We start from the raw sequence: 23,899 nt of genomic DNA, 5'->3' as shown, positions 1-23,899 counted from the left end.
TTGGGTCCGGGGCAGGGACAGGTCGGTGGTGGTCATCGTTGGGCGAGTTGACTCACCTCCCAGATCGGTCCGTTGCGCACGCAGATCACCCAGGCCGAGGTGGTCACCGGTGCACCGACTTGCTCACCGTCGGGGGTGCGCGCGGTCTGGGTGACCTCGTAGACGTAGTACTTGCGGTCGGGCGTTTGCGGTGCCCCTTGGTCGGGCATCAACCGGATCGTGGGTGTGACCACGGCATCTTGTTTGGCCCAGGTCAGCCATTGCCCGCCAGGACTGTTAGAGCCGGTCGCGAACAAACTGTCCGCGAACTTTTGGGTCAGCAACGGGGCCGCGCGGGCGGTGGCGTCGTTGGGGCCACGGTCGGTGGCGGTGTCCCAGGAAAACCAGATCTGAACCGCCGCTTGCGAGACCGCATCAGGGTTGGATCGGTCGAGCTCGGCCGCTGCGTCGGGCAGAGCGGAGCTGGGTGTGGCCGCGGTGGGCTCGATGGTGCGCGGCGGGTCGCCCGGATCCCACTGCTGGGCTTGGGCCGGGGTGCGCGGTGTCGTCGATGCCGCGGTGGGTTCGCCGTCCTCACCGGAGCACCCGGCCATGAGTGCGGCGGTGATAGCGATCGCCGCCGCTGCGACCGTCAGCCGGCCAGCAGCTGATCGGCGGGTAGGTATGTGGGTGGTGGTCATCCGAACCTCCGTGCGTCGATACCGTCGCCGAGGTTCGACAACGGGGAGACCTTGACGACGTCTCCTGATTGGGGGGCTTCGACCATCTGGCCGTTGCCGATGTACATGGCCACGTGCTGGGGGTTACCGCCGCCGGGGAACACCACATCGCCGGGCTGTAAGGCGTTGATGGGGACGGGTTTTCCGCGTGGATCGTTGAGCTGGTTGACGGTGTAGTGGTCCAGGATGATCTTTTGATCGGAGGCTTGGGCGATCGCGTAGATCATCAGTCCCGAGCAGTCGAACCCGATCTTTCCGAAGTCACCGGCAGCGTCGGCGGCACCGCCGCCGTCGGAGATCCCGCCGCTAGGCCCGTGTGCAGTGCCACCGCCCCAGGCGTAGGTGGTGCCGCGCCACTTCATCGCTGCAGCGACCGCACGCTGCCCGAACGGGCCACCCCGGGGAAGGTCAGCGCCGCCGGGTGCGGGAGCGCTGAACTTGGCGACCGCGTTCGCCGGGATGTTGCGGACGTAGTTCTGGGTTTGGTCGTTCTGGCAGACCCCACCTTGGGCTTGGGTGGCACCGGGGCCGCAGTTGTACATCGACAGATACAGCTCGGTCAGGTCGCCTTTGAGCTTTCCCTGTTGTAGGCCCTCTTTGGCGATGCCGACCAGCTCGCAGTCGAACGAGGCCATCGACATCACCGCGTCAGGAACGGTGTAGGGGTCTTTGGAACCGTTGCCGTCGCCGTCGACGCCTTTCGATGGCCACACCGAGGGAATGAACTGGGCGTTGCCCATCGCCCCGGATTCGGCGTTGTACGCCTTCGGGTTGAAGCCGCCGCCTTCGTTTTCCAGCTGCGCCGCCAGTAGCGGTGCGGTGACTTCGGGGCAGGTGGTGGCGGCCTTGATGATCCACGGCTCGTACTCGGCCGGGACCGATCCGGGTTTGAGGGCAGTCCCCAAACCGCCGGCGGGGGCACAACCGGCACCGGGAGCAGGTCCGCGTGCTGCGGCCAGCTCGACGGTGGCCGATTCGGGTGTGGACGTGGCTGCGTCGACGAAACTGCCGTCGGGTGCGGGCTTTTTGTCGGTGACACCGGCTTCTTTGCTGGTGACCGGCCAGGCACCCCAGCCTTGGGTTTTAAGGACCCGGTTGGCGACCTCCATCTGCTCACCGGCAGTGGCAGCATTCGCCGTGGGGGCGAACTCGCCGCCGCCGTTACCGGTCCAGGTTTGCGGGTTGAACTGCAGCCCACCGAAGTAGCCGTTACCGGTGTCGATGGCCCAATCGCCGCCGGACTCGAGCTTGGCGACTTTCTCCCAGTCGGCGACCGACACCACGGCCGGATCGGAGACTTGCTCGGCCGGTGGTGGTCCGCGGGGTGCGCCCGGATCTGCCGACGGGTCACTGGCCGGGGCTCCCGGCTCGCCGGCACCTGAGAGCCACGGCATGGGGTCAACAGCAGTGCCGGCCCCCTCGGGTAGACGGCCGCCGTCCCACACCTCAAAGTGCAGGTGGGGTCCGGTGGATCCGCCTTCAGAACCGACGGTGGCGATCTGCTGGCCGGAGGAGACTTGGTCGCCCTTTTTGACCTTGAACGAGCTGCCAGGCATGTGGCCGTACACGTTCGAGAATTTCTTGCCGTCGGCGTCGAAGTCGATGATGATCCAGTAGCCGAATCCGCCGGCGGGCCCGGCGTCGGCGACCGTTCCGCTCATCGCCGCATAGATCGGGGTGCCCAGCGGTGCAGCGAAATCCACGCCCTGATGCATCGTTCCCCACCGCGGCCCGAACGGGGAACTGAACTGGTAGGTGTCCTTTTTCATGGGCAGCACCTTGGTGCCCGGGCCCTGCACGGTCGGGCCTTGGGCGGCGACCTGAGGTAGGCAATCGGTGGGTGGTTCGGGGTTATCTGATCCGAACCCGACGAACATGATCGCCGCCAGAAGCAGACCGACGACACCGGCCAACGAGAGTTTCTTGGTGGTGCCAGGTTGTTGTGCCATCGGGTCTACCTCCTCACTTTGGTTGCATTACTTCGCTTTTCACGCGCCCGGCCAGGACAAGCAAAAAGAGGAAAAGTGGTGCGCGCCCGTAGCGCGCACGGCGGGTGTCAGATCAGCTGCACATCACCCGCCCAGCGCTTCGCGGAAGAAGTCATAGAGCCAGTCCAGGGCGGTTTTGCCGTCGATAATCAGCTTGTCGTATTGCCCGTGCGCATTGGAGGCGTAGAACGTGGCAGCGGTCAGGCCCTCCCCGACGAGCTTGGAAAGGTCCTGTGCGCCTTGAGAAGAGACCAACTGGGTCAGCGACCCGAACATGCCGACCATGTCCTGGCCCTGGCTGTGGGTGGCCAGCGCTTGCTGTTCGGGGGTGGCGCCCGCGCCAAGGAGTTCCGGCGACATCTTCGCGCCTGGTTCGAGCACACCCAAGGCCACCGACGCCAAATCCAACCCGATCGGCAGGAGCTGGGTCAGGGCCATCAGGTTGTGCGATTCGAGGACCTGCCAGGCCACTTCTTGGAGCTGGCCGACGTTGCGGGCCAGGCGCACGATGTCGAGGTTGCCCAGCAATCCCAGGACCACCGACGCGATTTGGGTGGTCCCCGATGGATCGGGAATCAACGCCACGAGTTTGGCGGCGGTCTTGAAATCGATCTGGGCGGCCATCGTCACCCACGGCGACAACATGTTGTTGAGATCCCCGGCAGTCTTGTGGGCCCCGGGAATGTCGCCGGTGAAAATCTGTTGCGGCAGCCGTTGCAGGCCCGCCACGATGCCCCGGTAGTCGGTGCTGGTCACCGCGGTCACCACGTTGAGCCCTTGCCCGATCAGCACCTCCGGTTTGAGGCCACCGAGCACGGTGGCCGCCGACGTCAACGCTGTCTTATCGGCCGAGTTCAACGGTGCGACCTGGGCCACCAGCTGGGCCGTGGAGGCACCGAGAGCGGCGTAATCCGGAGCGGCGCCACCGGTTTGGGGTGTGGGGAGTGCACCGGTGCCTTGCCAGGCCGGTGCACTCCCCTCCCCTGCCCCTGTGGGGACCGTCGGCGAGACCGAAACAGCCTCACCGGTCGGAACAGCCGCCGCACCGCCGGCCTCACCCCTCTCGGACGTCGGCGATGCAGCGGATGGAGTGGTCGTCGACCCCGCACCGCTCGACGCGGTGGTGGGTGTGGTCGACGACGTGGTGGTGGTGCCGGCGAGGGGGACGGTGGGACTTGACCCGAGCGCTTGGGACAGCGACGACGCAATGGAGCTGGTGGTCGACAGGATCGCCGGAACGTCCATCGCGTTGAACGTCGAGAGCAGCGAGTTCGCCTGCGCGGCAGGAGTGCCAGGCTTGGCGTTGCTCAGGTACTTGTCTGCGCCGGGGGTGGTCTGCACCCACTGCTGGGTATCGGCCACCGCGGTGAAGGTTTCCAGGAGCTGTCCGGCCAACGACGCCAGCGAGGCGATCTGGCTGGCCTGACCGCCCGAGGCCGGCGCGGGCTGGCCCTGGAGCTCGGCGATCTGATCGTTGAGCGCGGTCGCCGCCCCGACGGTGCCTGGCACATCGGTGCGCGAGTAGTCACTGGTCAACGCTTGAGCATCGGCCGGCGATGTCACCGCACTACCCGTAGTCGGTGTGGTGCTGGTCGTGGTGTCGGCGACTGTGGTTGTGGTGGGTGCGGTTTCACCGTTGCCCGATGATCCGAGCATCTGCCCTAGACCGGCTATGAAGGAGTGCTCGGAGGAGTTCGTCGAGCAATAGAGGTCACCGGGTGCGCAGACCTGGCGGACCTTGTCGGCGAGTGTGCCGAAACCACCGGGACGGGTGCCGGCGATGCCTTTACCGGTCGGGGCGGGTCCGGCGACCGGGGCGTTGCCCTGTTTGGGGTCGGCGACCAGGCCGACCGCGTCGATCTTGTCCGGATCGACGGGGCCTTGTCCGTTGCCGATCTGCCAGGCCACATCGCCGGCCACGTCAGCGCCTTGGGAGTAGCCGCCGAGCACGTTTTGCGATTCGGGGCACTGTTCGAGCAGGCCGCGAAGACGTTGCACGCCATCGGCTTCCGAGCTGGCGTAGGTCTGTCCTTTGTCGAACGCTGACGCCGAATAGTTCGGGTAGATCACGGTGATCTGCGAACCGTAGGACTCTTCGAGTTCGGCGCCGACCTTGCCGAGCAGCCCGGCCGGTTTGGAGGGGTCAGCGGTGGCGGTGGTTTCCCACGTTCCGGGCACCAGGTACGCCATATACGGGGTGCAGCTCGACGGCTGGGCGGCGCTGGCGGTGGCGGGCACGGTGGCCACCACGGTCAGCGTCACCGACAGGGTCGCCAATCCAGCCACTAGTGGCCGCATCTTCGCTCGACTCATGTATGTCCCTACCGCCTAGACTGAGGGACGCCGATCGGCGTCCGCTTCGTGTGGATGAACATCGGCAACCCGCGGCCTGGGAGCGTCACTCGACGCCAATCTGAACCGCTCCCAGGCCGCCCTACTCGCAGTAGGACTGTGTGCGTGACCACTGGTCACTCCCCTATCGACACGTTTGTTGGAATCCCGGTGATGACCGTGCGACCCTCACGAACACCGGTCTCGATCACCTGAAACGTCAGGCTCGGTGCAGCCGAATTGGGCAGGAACTCAGCCAATCTGACCTCGTACACACCGCGGCCGGTGTCGGTGATCTCCAAGCAATGGGTCGTCCCGGCCGGCAGAGCGTCCACGGCCCGTTGGATCGTGGGCGCATCAGCAACCAGGGCCGCATCCGGTGCCACGACCGCGCGGGCCGCCTCGCCCGAGCGCTGCACGTAGTAGCCGTAGTCGAACGCCTTGATGGCGTCGACACCGTTGCTCGTGCCGCCGGCATCTCGGCCCCACGACACCTTGCCCACCGTGGTGGTGGGGCAGGCGGGATTGGTGACCGACGGCGGCGGCGCAGGAGACGGCGACGGAATCGTGGTCCAGTTCGCCTGATCGGCGGCCGGCAGGTCCACATTCGGTGGGTCCGACCGCAAAACCGACAACGACGACGTCAGCACCATCACACCGCCGGCCACCACGATCACCAGCACCACGATCGCCGCGGCCACGATGACCGATCCCCGACGACGTCGCGAACCCGTCGGGCGTGGTCGCCGCCGAGCAGCTGGTGCCGCCGGAGCAGCCGGAACCCGGGTCCCTGTGGGCATTGGCGTGGCCGCGGCCGGGCGGGCACCGGGGCGTTGCCAGCCCCGGCGACCGCCACGCATCTGCCGTGGCTGAGGTGCCGGTGCCGTCGGCATGCCCGCAGATCGGGGTCGCTGCCCCACCGAGGGGCGGCGACTCGCGGAGTATCGCGTCGCAGCCATTACTGAACCGGGCTCAGCTCACAGCAGGAGTAGCAGCCGGAATCAGCTGCGGGAACTCCACGCGCACACCGGGAATGACCTTCTCGATCTGCGTACTGACCTGCGCGGTCACATCAGCGACGGTGTCGCGGGCGGTCTGCGCCAAGAACCCAGCCGCCTCATACGGAGCGTCGGCCTGCTCAGCTGACCACTCCAATGGCACGTTCACCGGGCCGACATTCACGTTGCCGCTGACATCACCGCGAGAGTTGACGACATAGTTGACAGTGCCGTTGCCCGGCAGGCCCTGTGCGTTGAGCTCGTACTGGTTGGCATCCGGATTCGGCGGCTCCGGCTTGCTCAACTCGCTTTCCGGGGTGCCCGGCGCGGTCGGTGTATCTCCGTTCGCTCCTGGATCGCCAGCACCGAACAGCCACCCCAGGGTTCCGCCGGTCACACCACCGATCGTCAGCGCCAATGCGAGGCCGGTGGCCGCGCCAGCAGCAGCACCGCCGCCGGCTCCGACCAGCGGTGCTACCGGGGGAAGTGGAGTGAACGGTGCGACAGCGGCACCGATACCCAGCCCGGCCAGTGCGCCGATCAGCGTCGCCGGCGGGACGAACAGAACAGTCGCGATCAGCATTCCGGTACCCGCACCCACGGCCATCGCTGCGGCCTGCCGCGAGGCCACATCAGCAGGCACCCCCACCGAGATTAACGCGCGAGCGAACTCCGATTCACCGTAGGCAGACCACCGATTGATCGAGCGGGTGTCGGCATCGGAGAGCACACCTTGCGGGGCGGTGATGTTGCCGACCCGGACGTTGCCTGGCTTCGGCAGAATCGGCCGGACCGGCTTGGTGGCCACGGGTGCGTGGATCGGTCCTTGCGGGACCGGGCTGTAGATCGTCGAATACGACGGCGGCGCTTGGTAGTAGGACGGATCGTACGACGAGTCCTCAGGAGTTCCCTCGTACACCGGCGGAGCACTAAATACCGGGTCAGGGATGGAGCCGGGGCCGTCATCAAACACGGGGGCGACCGGTTCGGCCGGTGCCGGCGGTGCGGCGGTAACACCGCCCTGGCCGGGGCCTCCAGACGGAGGCACAGTCACCCCGCCCTGGCCGCCGGGCTCGGCGAACGCTCCCCCGGCAGCGGCGGTACCGCAACTGACCACAGCAGCCGTCGCGATCGCGGCCGCGATCACCCGCCGCGACGCCAACGACGTGGCCTCCAACGAGCGGGTGAAGCTGTTGCCACGCGCTGGCAAGGCGTGACGAGGAGTATGAACGGCGTTATATGGCAAGGCATTTCCTTTCGACGTGAACAAACTGAGGGGCTTTGTAGATCTCCGCGAGGCATCGCGGTATTAGCGATGCATCAAGGGATGTGGAGTCGTTCAACCGTGTGACCGAGGGGACAGGTCGGGGCAGCAGCTTCCTCGCGATGGGGAAGACAGATGAAGCCCACAGGTTGCGCCGGGCAGCCAATCCTCGAGGCAGGCTTGGATATAACGCCTAAGCTGGGGACGTTCGGCTCTGTGGGCACAAAATCAGCGGCTGGACAGTGGGGGCCTTGTGAGTGCTTGGACGGCAAATCTTGAGCACTCGTTAGGGCCTTTTCGCCCTGGGAGAGGTTGGACGGCAAATCTTGGCCTCTCCCAGGGCCCCCCGGTCTGTCAGGTGGCCGCCCGCGGCGAATGTTCATCCGTGGCTCCGTCTTTCGAATTGCGGTACCCGGCGGTCGGCTCGCGACCAGCGATTTATGGCAGGACTATCTCCCGCGACGGACGCCACTAGTACGCCGAGTGGCGTCTGGGCGTTGATGCGGTACTTGACGGGCGTAAGCCGGAGCGCGAGACCGGGCCCCCCGGGCACGCAGTGAAGTCCGTAGTCGGTAGCAACGTCGTACCTCCCCGTTCGCAGTTGCTGGCAGTAGCATAGCGCACACGGTCCACTCTTTGAGTACCACTCGTACGTTATAAAGGCACTGTAAGCCAATCATATGGTGGTTGCAAGGACTGCAAAACTAGGAGCAAAACGGCGATGTTCCCTCTAATAGACGATTCGGAACCCAAAGCGGCCCCAAACACGTCAGATCTTGGCTTCGAGGCGGCCTTTAGCTGGGATACGGTTTCGATCATGCCGGGTGATTTAGAACGCTTGCAGCGCCTTGCGAAGGCCGTACTAGAACGGCGTCGCGCGCTCGCCCTCACGCGCGCAGAGGTGCACGGAAATGGCGGTCCGGCCGACACTACGATGGCGCGGATCGAAAACCCCGATGCTCAAACAACCGAGCCGAGGCCGACAACCCTGCGGCGCCTGGACAAGGGGCTGCAATGGCCGGAAGGCACGGCCGCCAAGATGCTTCACGGCGGCACATCCTCGTCCGGTGCTCCCGTTGACAATGAAACGCTCGAGTTAACAGATGCGCTGTCGTTCACCACGATTGAAATGCCCGTGGCGATCGTTCGAGACATTGTTCGTGCGGCTGATGGAGCGATTGGCTCCCCTTCGCCCGATACGCATGAGGCTTTGCGGAGGTGTGTTCAGCGTTTGACCGCTATCTACGCCACCGAAGTACTCGAGCGTGTGGGCGGACCTGGTGCGACGATTGCGCCGGCGATCGAGCTGACCTTTCGCGCGCATCTGAATTCCCCGCTCGCACCCGCGGGCGACCCTGCTCGTGTCGATCAGTTGTACCGACGGTGGCTCGCCGGCATGCTTCCGGAGGATGAAAAAGGCCTCATTGATGTCTTTACGGCGCGGTGGAGGGCTAAGCGGCGATCGATTATGCTGCGTCAGGAGAACGACTAGGAGGGGGTTCCATGTCTACGACTCTGCCGCTCGAGGTCCGCATCAGCCGACTGCGCGAGTTGGCTAACTATGTCGGGGAGCAACCTAAAACTAGCGCGGAACTGTCCCGCACCCTCAGTGACAGGCTGCATCGCCACATCGACAGCCACACAGTGGACCGGTGGTTTGCCGGAGAGGCACTCCCCTCCCTGGAAGAACGCACTGCCTTGGCTGTCTCGTTCGGCTTCGATGGCGAGGCAGCTGCCTACTTGGTCTCGGACAACCCTGACGTCTACACGCCATATGCCCTTCAACTTGAGAATTTCCTCCTCATTGCGAACAACACCACCGGTCTTATCGCGCTACGCGCGTCCGAGAAGCCCATGAGTGACAAGGCCCGGAGTGCACTCGCGCGTCTGGCCAACCCTGACAACTCTCTCGATGACGGCGTCTGATCCGGAGACGGTGGCCGCGGCCGCCGTTGCGCAAGTACCGTTCCGTCGGCCGTGGACTATCGAGGCAGCGATCGCGACGCTGTCCCTTGAGCGTGACCGACCCATAACCCTGCACGATCTGCCACCTGATCTTGTCGACGAGTGCTCCGCGGCGTGGGTGCCGACTGCGAACAGCGACCAGGTGTATGTCCGTCCAGATCTCACTGGCGTGCCCAGGGAGATTGCCATCGGACATGAACTCGGCCACATTCTGCTGCAACACACGCTTTCTGCCGAGGAACGCGAAAGCTACCTCGCATCGCTGTTTCCGTTGATGCCAGCGCGAATCGTCGCGAACGTGCTCACGCTGCCGTGTTCTCTCGCTCGGTCCAACTATGAGCACCCGTTCGAACTGCAGGCCGAGTGGTTCGCTCGTCTGCTCATCGCGCGCGCAGATGAGTACCGCGACACCATCATTCCCGCGAACGCGACCGCAGCCCAGCGGCGGATGCTCGAGAAAGCCGCTCAAACATTCGGCTGGCCGTGACCGTGAACCGGAGAACCGGATGATCTCTGTATTGACCGCCGGCATCTGCCTACTCCTGGTGGCAGTGGGCGTAGTGCGAATCCGAAACGGCTCGGCACAATCGACGCCGACCTACTGGGCCTACACCCAAGTGTGTTTGCTGGTGGGGCTGGCAAAACTCGCTCGCACCCCGGTCATCACCGACGACGTCATCAACCCGGCCTTAAAGACTGTCACTGGCCTGGCGAACGTCATGACATTTGTTGGAATGTCGCTCGCTGCATGCGCGACCGTTCCGGCGGTAGTCCTGATGCTCGCGCTCACAGGTCGGCCAGTGGCCTACCGGCCCTGGTTCATCGCCCAGGCCGCCATCGCTGGCGCGATGTTCATCGCGTATGTGATCTCACCGATTGCTGATATCCCCAGCTCCTACATCACCACCGACATCCCGTTCACTTGGTCGGTCTGGATGTATTGGGGTGTGTTCCTCGGATCAGTTGGGCTTGCGGGCGCTCTCAACGCCGCACTTGCCGTTCAGGCTGTCCGAGTAGTGCGAAGTGGTCCCTTCGCGCTCACGCTGAGCGGCTGGGCGACGACCGCAGCACTGGCCTGCATCTACACGGTCAACAAAATTGTCGATCTCGCGATGACCGAGCTCGACATCGAAGACAACTGGTACACCGAGCACGTCAAGACCATCTCGCTGATACTTGCTCTGCTCATCGCACTCGCGGCGATGGCGACCGTCCTGATCTACCCGGCGGTCCGACTCCCCTACCGGGTGCGGCGCTTCAAAGTGCTGAGGAAATCGGCAGCGACCTGGCTCGCGGCACGACAGGAGTACCCGGAGTTCGCACTGCCTATGGCCGACCCGCCGGCCACCCAGTGGCAGTGTTGGACAGCAGCCAAGGACCCTCTGTCGGCCTACAGCCTTCAAGTGGAGCTGGCCGATGCCCGCAACGCGGCCGACCGTAAGGCTGGTCGCCCCGCCGACGACCAGCCCACTGGCTCTATCGCTTAACAGCCTTGATGAGCCAAGCAATCTCTTGGCCGGGAGTCTCCTCGATGTCGTAGGGAATAGTGCGTCCCAAGCGCTGTGCGGCACTACCGAAGGTTTCAGCCTCAACATCCCAGCCGTATTCGTCCAACCAGCCAACCGGCTCAGCGACAATCGACTTGAACCCGTACCCGCCGGCATTGGTTGCTGCTGCGGCCATCTCGCGCGTCTGGGCTTCAACGAGAGCCCCCGCGCCGAAGTGGACCGCAAGTAGCTGGCTGCCCTGTGCGCTGTAGTCCGAAACCGTCTGAATCAGCTTTGCGACGACGTCATCGGAGAAATAGAACAGCACCCCCTCGATCACCCAAGCAGTCGCCACCTCGGGGTCAAACCCCGCGGTGGTCAACTCCCCGATCCAGTCCCCTTCCAGGTCGCCACTACGCGGCCGCCAGTCGGCTGGCACCACAACACCTTCCTCGGCGTACACCCGCTTCTTGTAAGCGATCACGTTCGCTTGATCGATCTCGAAAACGACGCACTGCGAGGGCAGCTCAAGGCGCGCGACCCGGGTGTCCAAACCGGAACCCAAGATCACGACCTGGGTCACCCCGCCGGCAATCGCGGCCTGCAGCGACGTGTCCAGAAAATGGGTGCGCACGATATTCGACTCGAACAGGCGCTGGCCCGTCATCTGCTCCAGCTGCACCGATGCCATGTCCAGACCCGAGTGCTCAACGAGACACGCCGCGTAGGGATCTGAAATAAGTGGCTCAGGCCGATCAGTCTCCAACGCACGCATCTTCGCTGTCAGAACTGCAGTTGCAGCGATATTTCCTACCTCAAAGTCCGTCATAAAGGCCCCTTTGTGTAGCGCAATACTTGTGTTGTGATGACTCTATAGGTGTTGTACGGATGACAGTAGGCATTGAAACTGTTAGCCTCGTCCCGTGCTGCAGCTTCGCCTTCCGATCTGCCAACAACAAGGTAGACCTTCGGGCCGACTCTCATTACCGACACATGGGTGGAAGGCCGCCTGCCGAGCCGTGCGCCCGATTCTATTCGGCGATGCATTCGGCGCGCGTCCGTCCGCTACTCGTGCAGTTAGACCAATGGGTGTCGCGCCTACTCTGAAGGGGCGGTGTGGCAAATGACATGTCGCAGTGCGACGATCGAGATGACCAGTGTCTGAAAGAGATTGGTGGCGGTTCGCTAGCAGTAAGGAATGTCCAGTTTCGTGTGGCGGGTTGGTTCCGCAGAGCGGCGGATCTTACCCGCTCCCGGCAGGGGGTGAGTCGGTGAGTAAAACAGAACAGACCATTGAGTTCTCAACGGAGCGGTCGACCTGCCGGGGTGTTTTCACCGCCCCGGCTATCGACGAGGCGAACGGGCTGACAGTTGTCGTCTGCCCGGGGCTGGGCGGCACCCGCGACGGTCCCGTAGTTCAGAGTGCCGTTCGAGGATTCAATGCAGCTGGGTTTGCGGTGTTCGCGTTTGACTACAGTTCCTTCGGCGACAGCGACGGTTCTCCACGCCAAGTTGCAGAGGTAGCTCTCCAAATTGAAGAGGTCGTCGCGGCCGTGAAGGCGGTGGCGAGACACTCTCGCGTGGACGCCAATCGTGTGGCGCTATGGGGTACATCGCTAGGCGGTGCTCACGCGATCGCCGCTGCGAGCAGGCACCCCGTGCGCGGCGTTGTTGCGCAGCTACCCTTCGTCGGAGTCGCGAGCAAGTCAGGCCTCCCGGGGACAATGCGTTTCGCCGCAGCGGCCGTGTCAGATCGGATCCGGCGAGCGCTCCGGCTCGAGCCTCATTACATTCCGCTCGTTGGCGCGGTAGGAAGCACCGCTGCTATGACTAACGCAGAGCCAGAAAGGGTTTCGCGGCTTTTCGACGGGACCTCCTGGTGCAACAAGGTTTCGGCTGGAGTATTACTTGATCTTGTCCGCTATCGGCCGGCTGAGTACGCTGCGGGCGCTCCCCCACTACTTCTTTGCGTTGGCGAAGACGATCCCATGACCCCGGGCTATCTGGTTGACGAGGTGGTAGCTGCGGCGCCCACGTGCGAGGTGAAAACGCTTCCTGTTGGCCATTTCGAGCTAGAGAACGGAGTGCACGAATCGGCTTGGATGGCGGCACAGGTCGACTTTCTCGAGCGCGTGATGGCGATTTGAGGCTGTGGTAGCGATCTTCGTGCAATCGGCACGCTGAACCTTCACAGCCAGCCGCACGGAAGATCTGTCGGTGCAGTGTTCTCCAACGGAGAACCTTCGGGGAATCTGTTTCTGTTACAGGCGTGTCGCTACCTGTTACTGGTACAGGTTTGCGCGACTATGAACGTGCTCCGCTGGCCGGGCTGCAAGGAAGGAAGGTCACCGAATGGCTCAACCGAATCTCGGAAAGCGCAAGGAACACATGGTGCGCGTCCCTGAACCTGTGGACGTACCCGAACTTGCAGCGCACGCCGGATACAGCCAGGTCAGCAGGTATGTAGCGGACCTATTATGCGACATCGCTGGTCGATCTGATCTCAAGGTCGGCCCCGACCTAGTGAAGGAGGGGCAGCTGCCTCTGACGGCCTAACGGCATAGGAACACCACACAACTTCACACGGCGGGTTTTCGCAACAAATTAAGAAACCCCCTGGCTGGCGGGCCAGAGGGCTTCTCAAGGTTTTGAACTCAGAGCGCCAACTCTGGGTCAGGACGGTTGCGAAACCGCCCCATTCCCCGAAGGGACTGTCTTGTCGGACAGGTCTCAGGGTAGCGCGCACCCTCTGGCGCGTGCAATCCCTGCACATAGCGTGTCGGATACAAAATCCGACTCTTTTCTTCTGGTCCGCCGTTACTGCGGGTCCAGCCCGGTGCGGCCCAGACGTGGTCGGAGCACCACAGCCCCCGTGCGTCTTCGAAAACTTGGGTGCTTTGGGCTACAGCCCATCGCTCTTGATCTCGGCGACTATGCACATGCGGGTGTTCCGTGCTGGAATCGCGACGAACATTGGCTGAGGTGGACGCTGCCGATTGCGTACGCGCAGCACTATGCGCGGGTGCTTCCGCACCTCGGTGGCCCAAAGAACGGCATTTCTCTTGCTGTATTGACCAAGGTGGCGGCCGCCCATGCCGTTCACGCTGATTATCGCACCGGCCGTAACTGCCGGCCTACTGTCGCGCGGGTTGCTGCAATAAGCGGGTGCGCCGAACGCACCGTCCAGCGCGCCCGCAAAGTGATGCGGCTGATTGGCGTTGCCACCGAAGTCATGCGTGGCCGTCAGCGAACGCTTGATGAGCGACTCGCCTCGTACCGAGTCGGAGACCGAGGTCGTGGATGGGCCTCGGTGTACGCACTGCACGGTGCGCAAGTTGTGGATAAACGCGCAGGTAATAGAACTGCGGCACCCCATCCCGAAGGGCGCCCTTTAGGGCGCTCATCTCACGTATCGAAGAACTTACTAACCCCATCCAGCAATGCTGGAGAGCAACAACGCCGCGCTACGCGCGACCCAGCAACTACAAGAACCCCACCGTCACGGCGCAAACCGGACACCAGAGGCCTGTTGCTCGCTTCAAGATGGCGAAGCAATGCGCGTACGCCGCAGTGGGCTCGGCGGTATACCCCTGCGGCCTGGTCACATGTCTTGGCGAAACCAGCGGCATACGGTTGGACTGACCGCGACCTCAATCAGTTGCTTCGCGACCACACGCTTCCCGGTAACGGCAACTGGGTCGCCCACGACCCGAAACGGCCGATTTTGTTGCTTGCGGGCATCTTGAATCGCCATGGTGACCTCAACAACCGACCTGCTGCTCTGGATGACGCTCGGCAAGAAGAATACGAAGTTCGCCGTCGAGGCGTGTTGCTATGCGACGCCTGCGATGATCACGGGTGGCTACTCCCCTACGGCGACGTCGCGGTTCGCTGCAGTCACGGAGAAAGGTGAAGAACTGCATGGCTCGAGCGTTAGCTGACAGGCAGGCCGATCATTTGGCTGCGGCGCCCTAGCTTGGACGTACGTTGTACCTGCTTAACGACAGGGTCGACGGCTTCGCTGGGTACGCACCACCAGGTGGACGAAACGGGGACGGACCTCAAGAAGCCCGATGCTGCTGATCCTGCGGTATTGCCGCGCTGCGGACGGCCTCTAACAGTCGGTTGAACTCCGTCGCCAATGTGCTCCCATCGTTAAGCCCGAGCAAGACTCCTTCGGCTCGCGCCACCGCGACTTCGATACCTGGAGCTACGGCGTGGTTGGGAGCGGCTGGTGCAGTATCAAGATCGAAAGCGGCGAGGTCGCGTGTGAGCATGTCGGCCATGGTCCGATGGTGTTCGATCTGCGCAGTAAGCCGTCGCGCGTCGCCTTCGGCCTCTCGCCGGCATTCGCTCGAACAGTACGTCCGCGGCCGCCCGCGCCCCATAGTTCGCCGAAATTCTTTGCGGCACTGAGGTCTTGCGCAGTAGGCAGTGACAACCGGTGCGCGTCCCGAGTCGTTCTCAAGGCCACGTGTGGTTGGGACAGCCTCGGCTACACGCCGGGTGCCAGGGGTCCGTTCCACATCTTATTGTCTCATAATTAGCGCAAAAATGCACCAGGCGCACTGCGTGTGACCTGCATCTTTGCGTAGCGGTAGTCCGGACTTGCGGTCGACTCGCCAGCATCGGCCGAGTTAAAAATGCGCGTAAAGCTCGACGATATACTTACATCGTTGTAATTCGGCCGAGTTTTCGCGGCTGGCAACATTGGCGACCGCCATCGCCAAGCCTGTATGCGCCGAACGATCGGAGTCCTACCCGCTCACTTAACGAACTCATGAACGCCCCGTAGCGCGGGCCCAAACGATAAGAACCCCCCGGGTACCAGCCGGAGGGCTCTTGATCTGGCATACGAGGTCGAGTAAGCGCTCGTCTCGCGGGTCTCGCCATTCCCCGAAGGGACTGTCTTGCCTGACAGGTCTCAGGGTAGCTCGCGCCCGAAAGCGCCCGCAATCCCTACACCCCGCGTGTCGCACAGTCGAACCCTTGATAGGCCCGCTTCCTCGTGTCTATCACTTCTGGCGTGGTGGCGGCGTTGGTCGCCACGCGCAACGGTGAGGCTCGACGTCGACAAAGATCATTCCTACCGCTCCTCGTCCTGGCCAATTTCACTGTCAGACATTCCGACCGCTAGCTATTTAGCAGACAGGTCTGGGGTCTTTCAGCTCCTAGCCTTCGACTTCGACGTCGGCCGGTACGGACGAGATGCAGTCGACGCCGATGCTTCGGTCATGGCCAGGGTGCTCGAGGAGCTAGGCGTTCCGCACCTCACTGTGCGGTCCGGCCCTGCCGGCGGCATCCATGTCTGGGTTCGATTGCAATACGGCGCAGATGCTCAATCAGTTGCTGCCTTGGCTCGAGCCGTTAGGTCCCACCTACCCACTCTCGATATCACTCCCCTTTGCAACCCGGCAACCGGCGCCGTCCGGATCCCTGGCTCAGCGCACCGCGCTGGAGGCTGTGCAGAACCGCTTCTCCGGGCCGATGACCTCGACGCAGCTCTATTGGCAATGGATCGAGATGCACCACCCGTGGAAGTCGTCGATTGGCTGCACGCTCGCTTCCCGACGCGGCCCACGCCTCGGGAGCACGCGCCGCACAAGGCGCTCGGAATTAGCACGACCGGTTCGGGTCCCGCCCAGAGATTAGACCGAGTTCGCACTCCTCTGACTGGGGGGACTGCGCAGCTACTCAACGACCCCCTTACGGCATCCTGCGATCGGTCATCCGTGGCGTGGAGAGTTCTGTTAGGCATGGCTGCCAGCGGGTGGTGTTGGACTGACGTCGTTGGTCAGATTCGAAGGCCAGGACTGACTCGACTGCGTGAGGATTACGAGAGCAACCCCGGCCGAGCTATCAAGCAGTGGCACAAAGCGTTAGCTGTAGCGGCACAAACAGCCTGGCCTAGAACAGCCTATGAGGTGTCGGATGATTCTGTCAGCGGCGCCATCGCTGAGGCAGAGAGTGCACTTCTGAGATGGCCTGCTCGATGGTCAGCTCCCGGCGGCGCCAGCGCCGAGCGAGTGCTGTGTGCGTTTCTCTCCGTTTGCATTTCGGCGCATAGCACTACGATTAACATCGACGTTAGACGCCTAGCAGAAGGTGCGAACGTGCACGCCGCAACGGCCTGTCGTGCACTGCATCGTCTCCAGGCCCAAGGTTGGATTACAAGAACCGCTGAAGCGGAGGGCACCTGTTCAGCAACGTGGAGGTTGAATCGTCCCCCACTATCCACAGCTGCAACACAAGTGGAATCACGCCCCTACGGATCTGGGCTTACAGAACGTCTCCAGCACGCTCAAAGGGACGTTTGGGTTTGGAATGGTGGTCTTGGAGGTGCGGCTGAACAAATCCACCGTGCCTGGGGGCTAGGGGTGGGCACCGTGGAGGACGTTGTTCGGCGTACGGGGTACGGACGCGTGGTGGTGTCTCGTTGGCTGGACCGAATGCAACGGTTGGGCCTTCTCGTGGAGTGGCCCAACTGGACTCTAAGTAGTCAGTTGCTTGACGTCGCGGGCGTCATGACCCGACGTATACATCGCCATCGCTGGGAGAGAGCGGTTCGCGACTGGTGGAATCAAGAAGTTGCTTGGCGTAAGCGTAGAGGTAAGCAACGAAAACGTGGGCCACGGCCCGCCGAGATCTACCCCGCCGCCATCGCACTGCCTATCGCAGCACCTGAGCGGGTCCGCTACGGCCGCTTTCCGACCAATGCTGAGGGGCGTATGGCGTACGGCCGAGCCTTAGACCGGGTTGCATTACATGACAGTCTTAGTGTGGCGTGAGTCTGTGTGGGCGCGCGCGTTCTTCGTTAAGGCAGGTACGCGTCCAGAGCAGCGTGGCACAGTTGAGACCGGTTCTCGGCAGCAATCTCCTCGCTCTCCCAAAGTTCGTCTAAAGCGATAACATTCGCGCGGCGAGTTCGGAAGGACAGCGTTGTCCGTTCAGCCGATTTTCTCGGTGTGGTTCGCACAAATATGCCGTCGGACGCTACATTCGGGCGCAGGTGAGCTACCAGTGCTCCTAGCTCATCCCGATGGGCAACAATCGCATCCATGATCACGTTCGCGTAGGCCAGTTCGTGGTCCTTCGCATACCGTTTGAGACGTTGAACTAAAGGTACAGGCAGTGACAACGTCACTGGAACAAGCGAATTGGCAGCCGAGTCGTTCGCGCGCCTAGGCATGCGTGGCTGCTTGACTTCCTTGGGCGGTGCGGTCGAGACCGCGGCCGATTCGGTATTTGCTGCTGGCGGCGACGATTTGACCGCATCGCCTGGTGTTGGGTTAACGCGCGGTTTTCGTGGAGGCGGCCCAGGAAGCGCGTTCGCTCGCTTGAGGCCGGGCACCGCACTCAGCGATGGTCGCTCACTCATACGGCTTCATCCTCCGCGTCAGCTGATTCCATCTGCGCGATACGTTGCAAGATCTCCTGACAAAGCAGTACGTAGTCCTCAGCCAATGCGGGAGCGCTTCCTGGCACCCGCGTCGGGGTCCTTCCCTCTTTCAGCGCTTTCCAGTACGGCTCGGCATCCTCGACTTGCTCAGCGAGCTCATGGATGAGCTTCCCCTCCTCGCGGGATTGCACAGCGCAGGTCTCCGTGTGGCGGATCACGGATTTAAACAAGGGAGCGGCGCCGCCAAGCGCGTCAGTAATATCCTGAATCGCATTGCGTCGTACAGCCTTCGCCGAAGTCGACACGTCGAACAGGACTGCGCCCAGGACATCAATGTCGGGATGAAACTGACGAACCTGAATAATCTGAGTCGCGAGTGCCCCCAAACCAAGGATGCTCGCACGGTCAGGTTTGGTTGGAACAACTATCCATCGCGTAGCGCCCAGGGCGACCTGAAGAAGGCTGGGGCGCGTCGGCGGTGTGTCAAGAACAATGAGGTCGTACTCCCCTGCCAACGGGGTCAACGCCTCAGCCAACATGCTGTGGACTTGCTTCGATCGCTGAGCCCGACCTACGAGAATGGACTCCAGGTCGTCGAGAGCCTCACCGCCGGGAATTACATCGAGATTCGGGCGGACCTCGCTCAAGACCGGCGCTAGCTTCTGGCTTGAACCGAGCGCGTCGAGGAGATGCTGGCCATTGTCGGTTGACCCGGCTTGGTTGTACCCGAGGTCCTCGCCGGCGTTGCCCTGAGGATCCAGGTCGATAAACAGAGTTCGCCAGCCGGCCGCAGCGGCAAGCCCCGCACAATTCACTGAAACTGAGGTTTTACCGGCACCGCCTTTGCCGTTCGCAAAGGCGACGACGCGAGAAAGCTCCGGCGTTAAGTCGTCCATGACTTCCTGCTTTCGATGGTGAGTTGCTGCGCGGTGTGCGACACGAAGTGAAGTGCGTATGGGTGCGCGATGTAGGAGCCACGATAGTCCAAGCTGTATGGCATCGCCTGATGCGACACGCACTGTTTTCACTACAGCCCGCTTCAGTTCTGCTAATGCGTCCGAGCCTGCTGCCTAGCCTAGGGGCCGATGTGTAGCTTGACCTAGGAAGGACCGCAGTTGCTTCTATACAGTGCGCAATGACGCGGGCTGTAGATGAGAACTTAGTTAAAGAATTAGTCGATGGCGTCCGTGCCGAAGTGTGGCTGCACGTATATCGAATACTGCGGCGGCGGGCAGGGTGGCAAGTACTGTATGAAAGCATGCCGTATTCGGGACCGACGCTAAGGATGGACGTATGTAGTTACGTAATGGCGGCATTAATGCGTGCATTACGGCCAGCCTTAATAGGCTCTGAACTGGGCGAACTAGCTTCGTGTACAAGGGACTCCGCCTGGCGATAACGGGTCAAACGGTCATCGACGGCGTGACAGTTGTGGGGTGTCGGCGTGGGCGATATGCGGTGGTGGCGCTCCGTACGTAGAGACCGACCCGGTGCGTCAGACATGGTCTACTTTCGGGAACGCGTGCGTCCTGCGGTCGATGAACGGGCGCGGTAGTCAATGGCCGAGGCACACGGAACAGACCAAGCCCGAGGTCGAGACGGTGGACTTGTACGTCCGGACTATCCCGATCCGGAAGCCGTGGGCCTACCCCCTCGCCGACAGGTGTAGATATTGCGTTGCTCATTTGTCCGACCGGCGCGCAGATTCATGGCAAGTAGTTCGCGGACCCGCCCAGCTTGCGCATGCGTCCGCTTGCAGGACCCACGTCAACCGTACTTAAGGCGACACGTAATGCGTGCATTAACGCGGGACTTAATTCGGGTGAGTTCGGCAACCAGGGCGGCTACCGCGCTGCCGCTTCAGTGCACCGCTGACGGACAGCATGTTCCGCGACTGCGGCCGACGCGACTCCAACGACGCTCGTCGAAGGCTGTCCAGCCAGTCGGGAGTGCCTTGTGGAACCGCGCGGAGATACGCCAATACAGCCTAGTTCGACGCAAGACATCTGTGACTAGGAGGCGTGAAGCCCGCTTCCGCCAATGATGCCGACAACGCACGCAGCCTGCTGTCACGTGACGAAATGGCCGGGCACTCCGGCCCGCAGTCATTGACCGCGCGACTCGACGTACGAGAAGCACGGCTAGAGCCAAATGCGCCACAATCTGGTACCTCTCCGGCCACCAATCGACTAGCCGTTCGCGGGTGCACCTGCCGTGGCCTCGAGTAGGCCGACGGCCCCCTTAGCGCACCGTGCGCACGGCGGGCGTCAAAGACGCACTTTGCGCGCTAGTTGGAGGGCTCACGTGAACCGTCCTGGGTCTGGTGGACCGTGATCTCACCAGGAGAATGTGAAGTTCGGCCAAGAGACCCGCGAGCGGGCTGTGAGGATGTACGAGGACCGGCTGGCGTCGCATGATGAGTCTAAGCTGGCGGCACGTAAGCACGTCGGCGCCTTGTTGGATATCAATCCGGCGACTCTGCGGAACTGGATCGAGAAGGACCTGCCCGTTGCGGCGGCGGAGGGTTCGAAGACAGTCGCTGAACAAGATTCTGAGCTCGCGTCGCTGCGCAGAGAGAATGCTGAATTACGCAGGGCCAATGAGATTTTGAAGACTGCTTCGGCGTTCTTCGCAGCGGCGGAGGTCGACCGCCGACTGCGGTGATCGTCGATTACATCGACGCTCACAGGGGCCGGTTCGGGGTCAATCCGATCTGCCGAGTGCTCACCACGAGCACGGAATGCACATCGCCCCGTCCACCTACTACGCCCGCAAGAAAACGGGCCCGATCCTCGGCCGCGATGCTGGCCGAGGCGTACGACGCACACGCGGTCTACCTGGAGTTCACCCGCCAGCGTAGTTCGATGCACCACCGAGCTATTGCCTATGGAGTGTGCAAAATGTGGCATGCGATGTGGCGCGCCGGCCACATGATGGGCCGCGACCAGGTCGCCCGACTGATGGGAATCAGCGGGATCTCCGGCGCGGTTCGCGGCACACACCGCACGGTCACCACCCGGCGCGAGGACAAGGCGCCCAGGTACCCTGATCATGGTAAGCGGCAATGAGATTCGCCTGACCGTCCGGATCAGTTGTGGGTCGCCGACGTTACATATGTCTGGACGCTGGCCGGGTTTGTGTACGTGGCGTTCCTTGTCGACGTCTTCTCGCGTCGCATTTTGGGGTGGCGAGTGATGTCGAACAAGGAAACTCCGCTGGTTTCCAGTGTCGTCGAGCAAGGTTGTTTGTCGTCGAAGATACGACTTCTCGTTCACTGCAACGGGTTTGGTGCATCACAACGACACCCGGAGTCAGTATACGTCGATCGCTTTCAGCAAGGAACTGCGCGAGGCTGGCATCACCGGATCTATCGGAACGGTGGGCGATGCCCTCATGGAATCAGCGATTGGTGTGTACAAGACCGAGTTGATTGAGCGGGATCGTTCCTGGAGCAACCGGGCCGAGGTTGAACGTGAGACAGCGGCATACGTGCACTGGTACAACAGCGACCGACTGCACTCGTCCATCGGCTATTGCTCGCCGATCGAGTACGAGAGCCGCTACGGTGAGCAGGTCGCCTCCGAGGCGGAGGTGGCTTGAACCGGGTCTCCATCCGGTCCAGGACGGTTCAGCCTGCCCACTCGGGTTGCCAGAACTAATCCCTCCGTGAACCGAGCTGCCTAGCCCGACAGGCCGACTGCATGTTCGCCGCACAACCGCACGCGTTCAGTTTCAGACACTCCGTCTGAGGCGTATTCCAGCTCGGTCCATGTCCCTGGTCGGCGGCATCCGACGACCATGCATTGCCGGGTCTCGTCCTGACTCGCCATCATTGCCCTTTACCCTCACTCACCCCCGGGGAAGTACAGCGGCACTGCGGCTCCCTGTTCGACCGCAAGGCCTGCCAAGCAATCTAAAAGGCGGTGTGTAGGACCGCAAGTTGACGGGGCCGACGTCGACATGGGCGGTCGGTGCATTCCGGTGACACCTACGAGGTGCCCCGCGAGTCCAGGCACGTCTATTGCCAGTTCCAAGGCAAGGGTGCGATCCACGTATGTGCTGTTGCCCCGAGCTCGCTACTGCTGCCGCTACACCGGCAGCGATGACGTGAACATCCCGAAAGGTCGCTGCCCTTGCGGTCGAGTAGTCGGAAGGAGAGCGCTCGGCAGGGCTGTCGTCGGCTCGCACTGACTCCCAGAACCACATCCGAAAGCCGCGGTGAAGCCGCACAACGAATCTCATAAGTGGGCAATTGCCCATTCGAGGAAGGCTGATTGGGTGGGCCGGAACCCACAGACACGAAGCCACCGTGACAGCAGCATTAGCGCTCGCGATGTCGATCCGGTCAACACCCATTCACATCTCGCGAGACGACAACGCTCACACTAGCTGCTTGTATTAGCGCGGTCCGGTGGGGCGGGAGTGTCCGATTAACGGTGGATCCGACCTTGATGTCGGTTAGTTACCGTTCGGGGTGATGCGTCCTTCGAAGGTGATCGCAAACGCATTGAGCGCGGGCTTCCACCTCATTGCCCATCGTGCCTTACCTTTCCCTGTCGGGTCCAGAGCACGCGTGGCCAGATACAAGCATTTGAGCGCCGCCTGTTCGGTCGGGAAGTGCCCACGCGCCCGTACCGCGCGCCTGTAGCGAGCGTTGACAGACTCGATCGCGTTCGTCGAGCAGATGACCCGCCTAATCTCGACGTCGTAGTCCAGGAACGGAACGAACTCACTCCACGCGTTGTCCCACATCTTGATGATCGCTGGATACTGCTGACCCCATGTCTGCGTGAACTCTGCAAATCGTTCCCTGGCCGCAGACTCCGACGGAGCGGTGTAGACAGGTTTGAGATCACGTGCCATCGCATCCCAATACTTCCGTGATGCGAACCGAAAGGTGTTGCGTATCAGATGAATAATGCACGTCTGCACCACGGCGAGTTCCCAGACGGTGTTGATCGCCTCAGGTAATCCTTTGAGTCCGTCGCACACCACGATGCAGACGTCCGCCACACCACGGTTCTTGATCTCGGTCAGGACCGAAAGCCAGAACTTGGCGCCCTCACCGCCCTCGCCGGCCCAGATCCCCAGGATGTCGCGTTCGCCATTAACGGTGACCCCGATCGCCACATACATCGGCCGGTTTGTGACCTGCCCATCGCGCACCTTCACGTGCACCGCATCGATGAATATCACCGGATACACCCGATCGAGTGGCCGGTTCTGCCACTCCGTCATTTCCCCGACGACCTTGTCGGTGATGCGTGAGATCGTGTCCTTCGACACCGACGCTCCGTAGATGTCCTGAAAGTGCGCGGATATCTCGCCGGTCGTCAAACCCTTTGCAGTCAAGGACAATACGATCTCATCAATACCCGTCAAGCGTCGCTGTCTCTTCTTAACGATCTGCGGGTCGAACGAAGAGTCGACGTCACGTGGCACTTCAATCTCCACCGGCCCGATCTCGGTAAGTACGGTTTTGGACCGTGTACCGTTCCGGGAGTTGCCGCTGCCGCGGCCGGCAGCATCATGTTTCTCGTAGCCCAAGTGCTCGGTCATCTCCGCGTCTAACGCGGTCTCTAGAACGTTCTTGGTGAGTTGACGGGGCTCAGGAAAATTCCCCAGTGGTGCTCATCGAAATTCCCCACCCGTGAGGTGGGTCTACTGTAGCGGCCGGCGGATGGTTCCGGCGGCGGTGCGGTGGTTTTCTGATCGGGCGTGGTGGTCTCGCAGGCGATAGGAATCGCC

17 protein-coding genes, 2 pseudogenes and 1 other annotated feature are annotated in these 23,899 nt (G+C 62.5%); of the genes and pseudogenes, 10 read left to right on the top strand and 9 right to left on the bottom strand.

What is annotated here, in order from left to right; genetic code table 11:
• Positions 1–32 precede the first annotated feature (32 nt).
• The 5 genes from KXR83_RS25370 to KXR83_RS25350 all read right to left on the bottom strand — a co-directional run bounded on the left by KXR83_RS25370 (position 33) and on the right by KXR83_RS25350 (position 7,246).
• Entirely contained in the window at positions 33–680 is a 648-nt protein-coding gene (locus KXR83_RS25370) for a hypothetical protein (RefSeq protein ID WP_023961853.1), read from the bottom strand.
• Positions 677–2,668, bottom strand: a complete 1,992-nt coding sequence (locus tag KXR83_RS25365) for a peptidoglycan DD-metalloendopeptidase family protein (RefSeq protein WP_023961851.1) — start codon at positions 2,666–2,668, stop codon at positions 677–679. Before KXR83_RS25365 ends, KXR83_RS25370 begins: the two co-directional genes overlap by 4 nt.
• Positions 2,669–2,791: 123 nt before the next feature.
• Positions 2,792–5,020: a cutinase family protein gene (locus KXR83_RS25360; RefSeq protein ID WP_081729898.1), complete on the bottom strand. Its 2,229-nt coding sequence runs from the start codon at positions 5,018–5,020 to the stop codon at positions 2,792–2,794.
• A 155-nt stretch (positions 5,021–5,175) separates the two neighbouring features.
• Entirely contained in the window at positions 5,176–5,739 is a 564-nt protein-coding gene (locus KXR83_RS25355; protein ID WP_023961849.1) for a hypothetical protein, read from the bottom strand.
• Positions 5,740–6,010: 271 nt separating this feature from the next.
• A complete protein-coding gene (locus KXR83_RS25350; RefSeq protein WP_023960016.1) occupies positions 6,011–7,246 on the bottom strand; it encodes a hypothetical protein in 1,236 nt (411 codons plus the stop codon).
• Positions 7,247–8,021: 775 nt separating this feature from the next.
• On the opposite strand from KXR83_RS25350, the gene KXR83_RS25345 reads away from it, so the two are divergent.
• Genes KXR83_RS25345 through KXR83_RS25330 form a run of 4 tightly spaced genes read left to right on the top strand, consistent with a single transcriptional unit; the run spans position 8,022 to position 10,752 of the window.
• Positions 8,022–8,792: a hypothetical protein gene (locus KXR83_RS25345; RefSeq protein WP_023960018.1), complete on the top strand. Its 771-nt coding sequence runs from the start codon at positions 8,022–8,024 to the stop codon at positions 8,790–8,792.
• 11 nt (positions 8,793–8,803) lie between these two features.
• A complete protein-coding gene (locus KXR83_RS25340) occupies positions 8,804–9,226 on the top strand; it encodes a hypothetical protein (protein ID WP_023960020.1) in 423 nt (140 codons plus the stop codon).
• A gap of 10 nt (positions 9,227–9,236) precedes the next feature.
• On the top strand, positions 9,237–9,752 hold the full coding sequence (locus tag KXR83_RS25335; RefSeq protein WP_133248754.1) for a hypothetical protein: 516 nt from the start codon (positions 9,237–9,239) through the stop codon (positions 9,750–9,752).
• Positions 9,753–9,771: 19 nt separating this feature from the next.
• Positions 9,772–10,752 carry a hypothetical protein gene (locus KXR83_RS25330; RefSeq protein WP_023960024.1) on the top strand — a complete coding sequence of 327 codons (981 nt, stop codon included), beginning with the start codon at positions 9,772–9,774 and terminating at the stop codon, positions 10,750–10,752.
• Here KXR83_RS25330 and KXR83_RS25325 read toward each other — a convergent pair.
• On the bottom strand, positions 10,742–11,581 hold the full coding sequence (locus KXR83_RS25325) for a class I SAM-dependent methyltransferase (RefSeq protein WP_023960026.1): 840 nt from the start codon (positions 11,579–11,581) through the stop codon (positions 10,742–10,744). The genes KXR83_RS25330 and KXR83_RS25325 overlap by 11 nt on opposite strands.
• 442 nt (positions 11,582–12,023) lie before the next feature.
• Here KXR83_RS25325 and KXR83_RS25320 point away from each other — a divergent pair, with 442 nt between their 5' ends.
• Both KXR83_RS25320 and KXR83_RS25315 read left to right on the top strand, forming a co-directional pair.
• On the top strand, positions 12,024–12,899 hold the full coding sequence (locus KXR83_RS25320; protein ID WP_023960028.1) for an alpha/beta hydrolase: 876 nt from the start codon (positions 12,024–12,026) through the stop codon (positions 12,897–12,899).
• A 1,605-nt stretch (positions 12,900–14,504) separates the two neighbouring features.
• Positions 14,505–14,693 carry a hypothetical protein gene (locus tag KXR83_RS25315; protein ID WP_023960034.1) on the top strand — a complete coding sequence of 63 codons (189 nt, stop codon included), beginning with the start codon at positions 14,505–14,507 and terminating at the stop codon, positions 14,691–14,693.
• 3,433 nt (positions 14,694–18,126) lie between these two features.
• On the opposite strand, the gene KXR83_RS25310 is transcribed toward KXR83_RS25315, so the two are convergent.
• Positions 18,127–19,047 carry a ParA family protein gene (locus KXR83_RS25310; protein WP_023955295.1) on the bottom strand — a complete coding sequence of 307 codons (921 nt, stop codon included), beginning with the start codon at positions 19,045–19,047 and terminating at the stop codon, positions 18,127–18,129.
• Between the two features lie 1,453 nt (positions 19,048–20,500).
• Between KXR83_RS25310 and KXR83_RS25305 the strand changes: the two genes are divergently transcribed.
• The 4 genes from KXR83_RS25305 (at position 20,501) to KXR83_RS25290 (ending at position 21,751) form a co-directional block, all read left to right on the top strand.
• A complete protein-coding gene (locus tag KXR83_RS25305) occupies positions 20,501–20,815 on the top strand; it encodes an IS3 family transposase (RefSeq protein ID WP_023955297.1) in 315 nt (104 codons plus the stop codon).
• Positions 20,773–20,906: a sequence feature (AL1L pseudoknot), on the top strand. (Overlaps the previous gene by 43 nt.)
• 46 nt (positions 20,907–20,952) lie before the next feature.
• Positions 20,953–21,219, top strand: coding sequence for an IS3 family transposase (locus KXR83_RS25300; protein WP_369792573.1), 267 nt, complete (start codon positions 20,953–20,955; stop codon positions 21,217–21,219).
• Positions 21,220–21,288: 69 nt separating this feature from the next.
• Positions 21,289–21,585: a hypothetical protein gene (locus KXR83_RS25295; RefSeq protein WP_369792575.1), complete on the top strand. Its 297-nt coding sequence runs from the start codon at positions 21,289–21,291 to the stop codon at positions 21,583–21,585.
• Positions 21,545–21,751, top strand: a complete 207-nt coding sequence (locus tag KXR83_RS25290) for an IS3 family transposase (protein ID WP_369792574.1) — start codon at positions 21,545–21,547, stop codon at positions 21,749–21,751. The genes KXR83_RS25295 and KXR83_RS25290 overlap by 41 nt, the downstream gene beginning before the upstream one ends.
• Positions 21,752–22,609: 858 nt before the next feature.
• On the opposite strand, the pseudogene KXR83_RS25285 reads toward KXR83_RS25290, so the two are convergent.
• Together KXR83_RS25285 and KXR83_RS25280 are read right to left on the bottom strand one after the other, a co-directional pair.
• Positions 22,610–23,755, bottom strand: a pseudogene (locus tag KXR83_RS25285) (IS256 family transposase); the annotation flags it as partial.
• 57 nt (positions 23,756–23,812) lie between these two features.
• Positions 23,813–23,899 (bottom strand): annotated as a pseudogene (locus KXR83_RS25280) (IS21-like element helper ATPase IstB); the annotation flags it as partial.

This window comes from Williamsia muralis, from assembly GCF_051487485.1.
GTDB lineage: Bacteria > Actinomycetota > Actinomycetes > Mycobacteriales > Mycobacteriaceae > Williamsia > Williamsia muralis_B.
Note: the sequence above shows the minus strand (reverse complement) of the source record. Positions and strands in the feature narration are given on the sequence as shown.

Bases quoted from the DNA above. Each gene is read 5' to 3' on its own strand.
- KXR83_RS25370 (WP_023961853.1), bottom strand. From the start codon at position 680: ATGACCACCACCCACATACCTACCCGCCGATCAGCTGCTGGCCGGCTG.
- KXR83_RS25365 (WP_023961851.1), bottom strand. From the start codon at position 2,668: ATGGCACAACAACCTGGCACCACCAAGAAACTCTCGTTGGCCGGTGTC.
- KXR83_RS25360 (WP_081729898.1), bottom strand. From the start codon at position 5,020: ATGAGTCGAGCGAAGATGCGGCCACTAGTGGCTGGATTGGCGACCCTG.
- KXR83_RS25345 (WP_023960018.1), top strand. From the start codon at position 8,022: ATGTTCCCTCTAATAGACGATTCGGAACCCAAAGCGGCCCCAAACACG.
- KXR83_RS25340 (WP_023960020.1), top strand. From the start codon at position 8,804: ATGTCTACGACTCTGCCGCTCGAGGTCCGCATCAGCCGACTGCGCGAG.
- KXR83_RS25330 (WP_023960024.1), top strand. From the start codon at position 9,772: ATGATCTCTGTATTGACCGCCGGCATCTGCCTACTCCTGGTGGCAGTG.
- KXR83_RS25325 (WP_023960026.1), bottom strand. From the start codon at position 11,581: ATGACGGACTTTGAGGTAGGAAATATCGCTGCAACTGCAGTTCTGACA.
- KXR83_RS25315 (WP_023960034.1), top strand. From the start codon at position 14,505: ATGGTGACCTCAACAACCGACCTGCTGCTCTGGATGACGCTCGGCAAG.
- KXR83_RS25310 (WP_023955295.1), bottom strand. From the start codon at position 19,047: ATGGACGACTTAACGCCGGAGCTTTCTCGCGTCGTCGCCTTTGCGAAC.
- KXR83_RS25300 (WP_369792573.1), top strand. From the start codon at position 20,953: ATGCTGGCCGAGGCGTACGACGCACACGCGGTCTACCTGGAGTTCACC.
- KXR83_RS25290 (WP_369792574.1), top strand. From the start codon at position 21,545: ATGGAATCAGCGATTGGTGTGTACAAGACCGAGTTGATTGAGCGGGAT.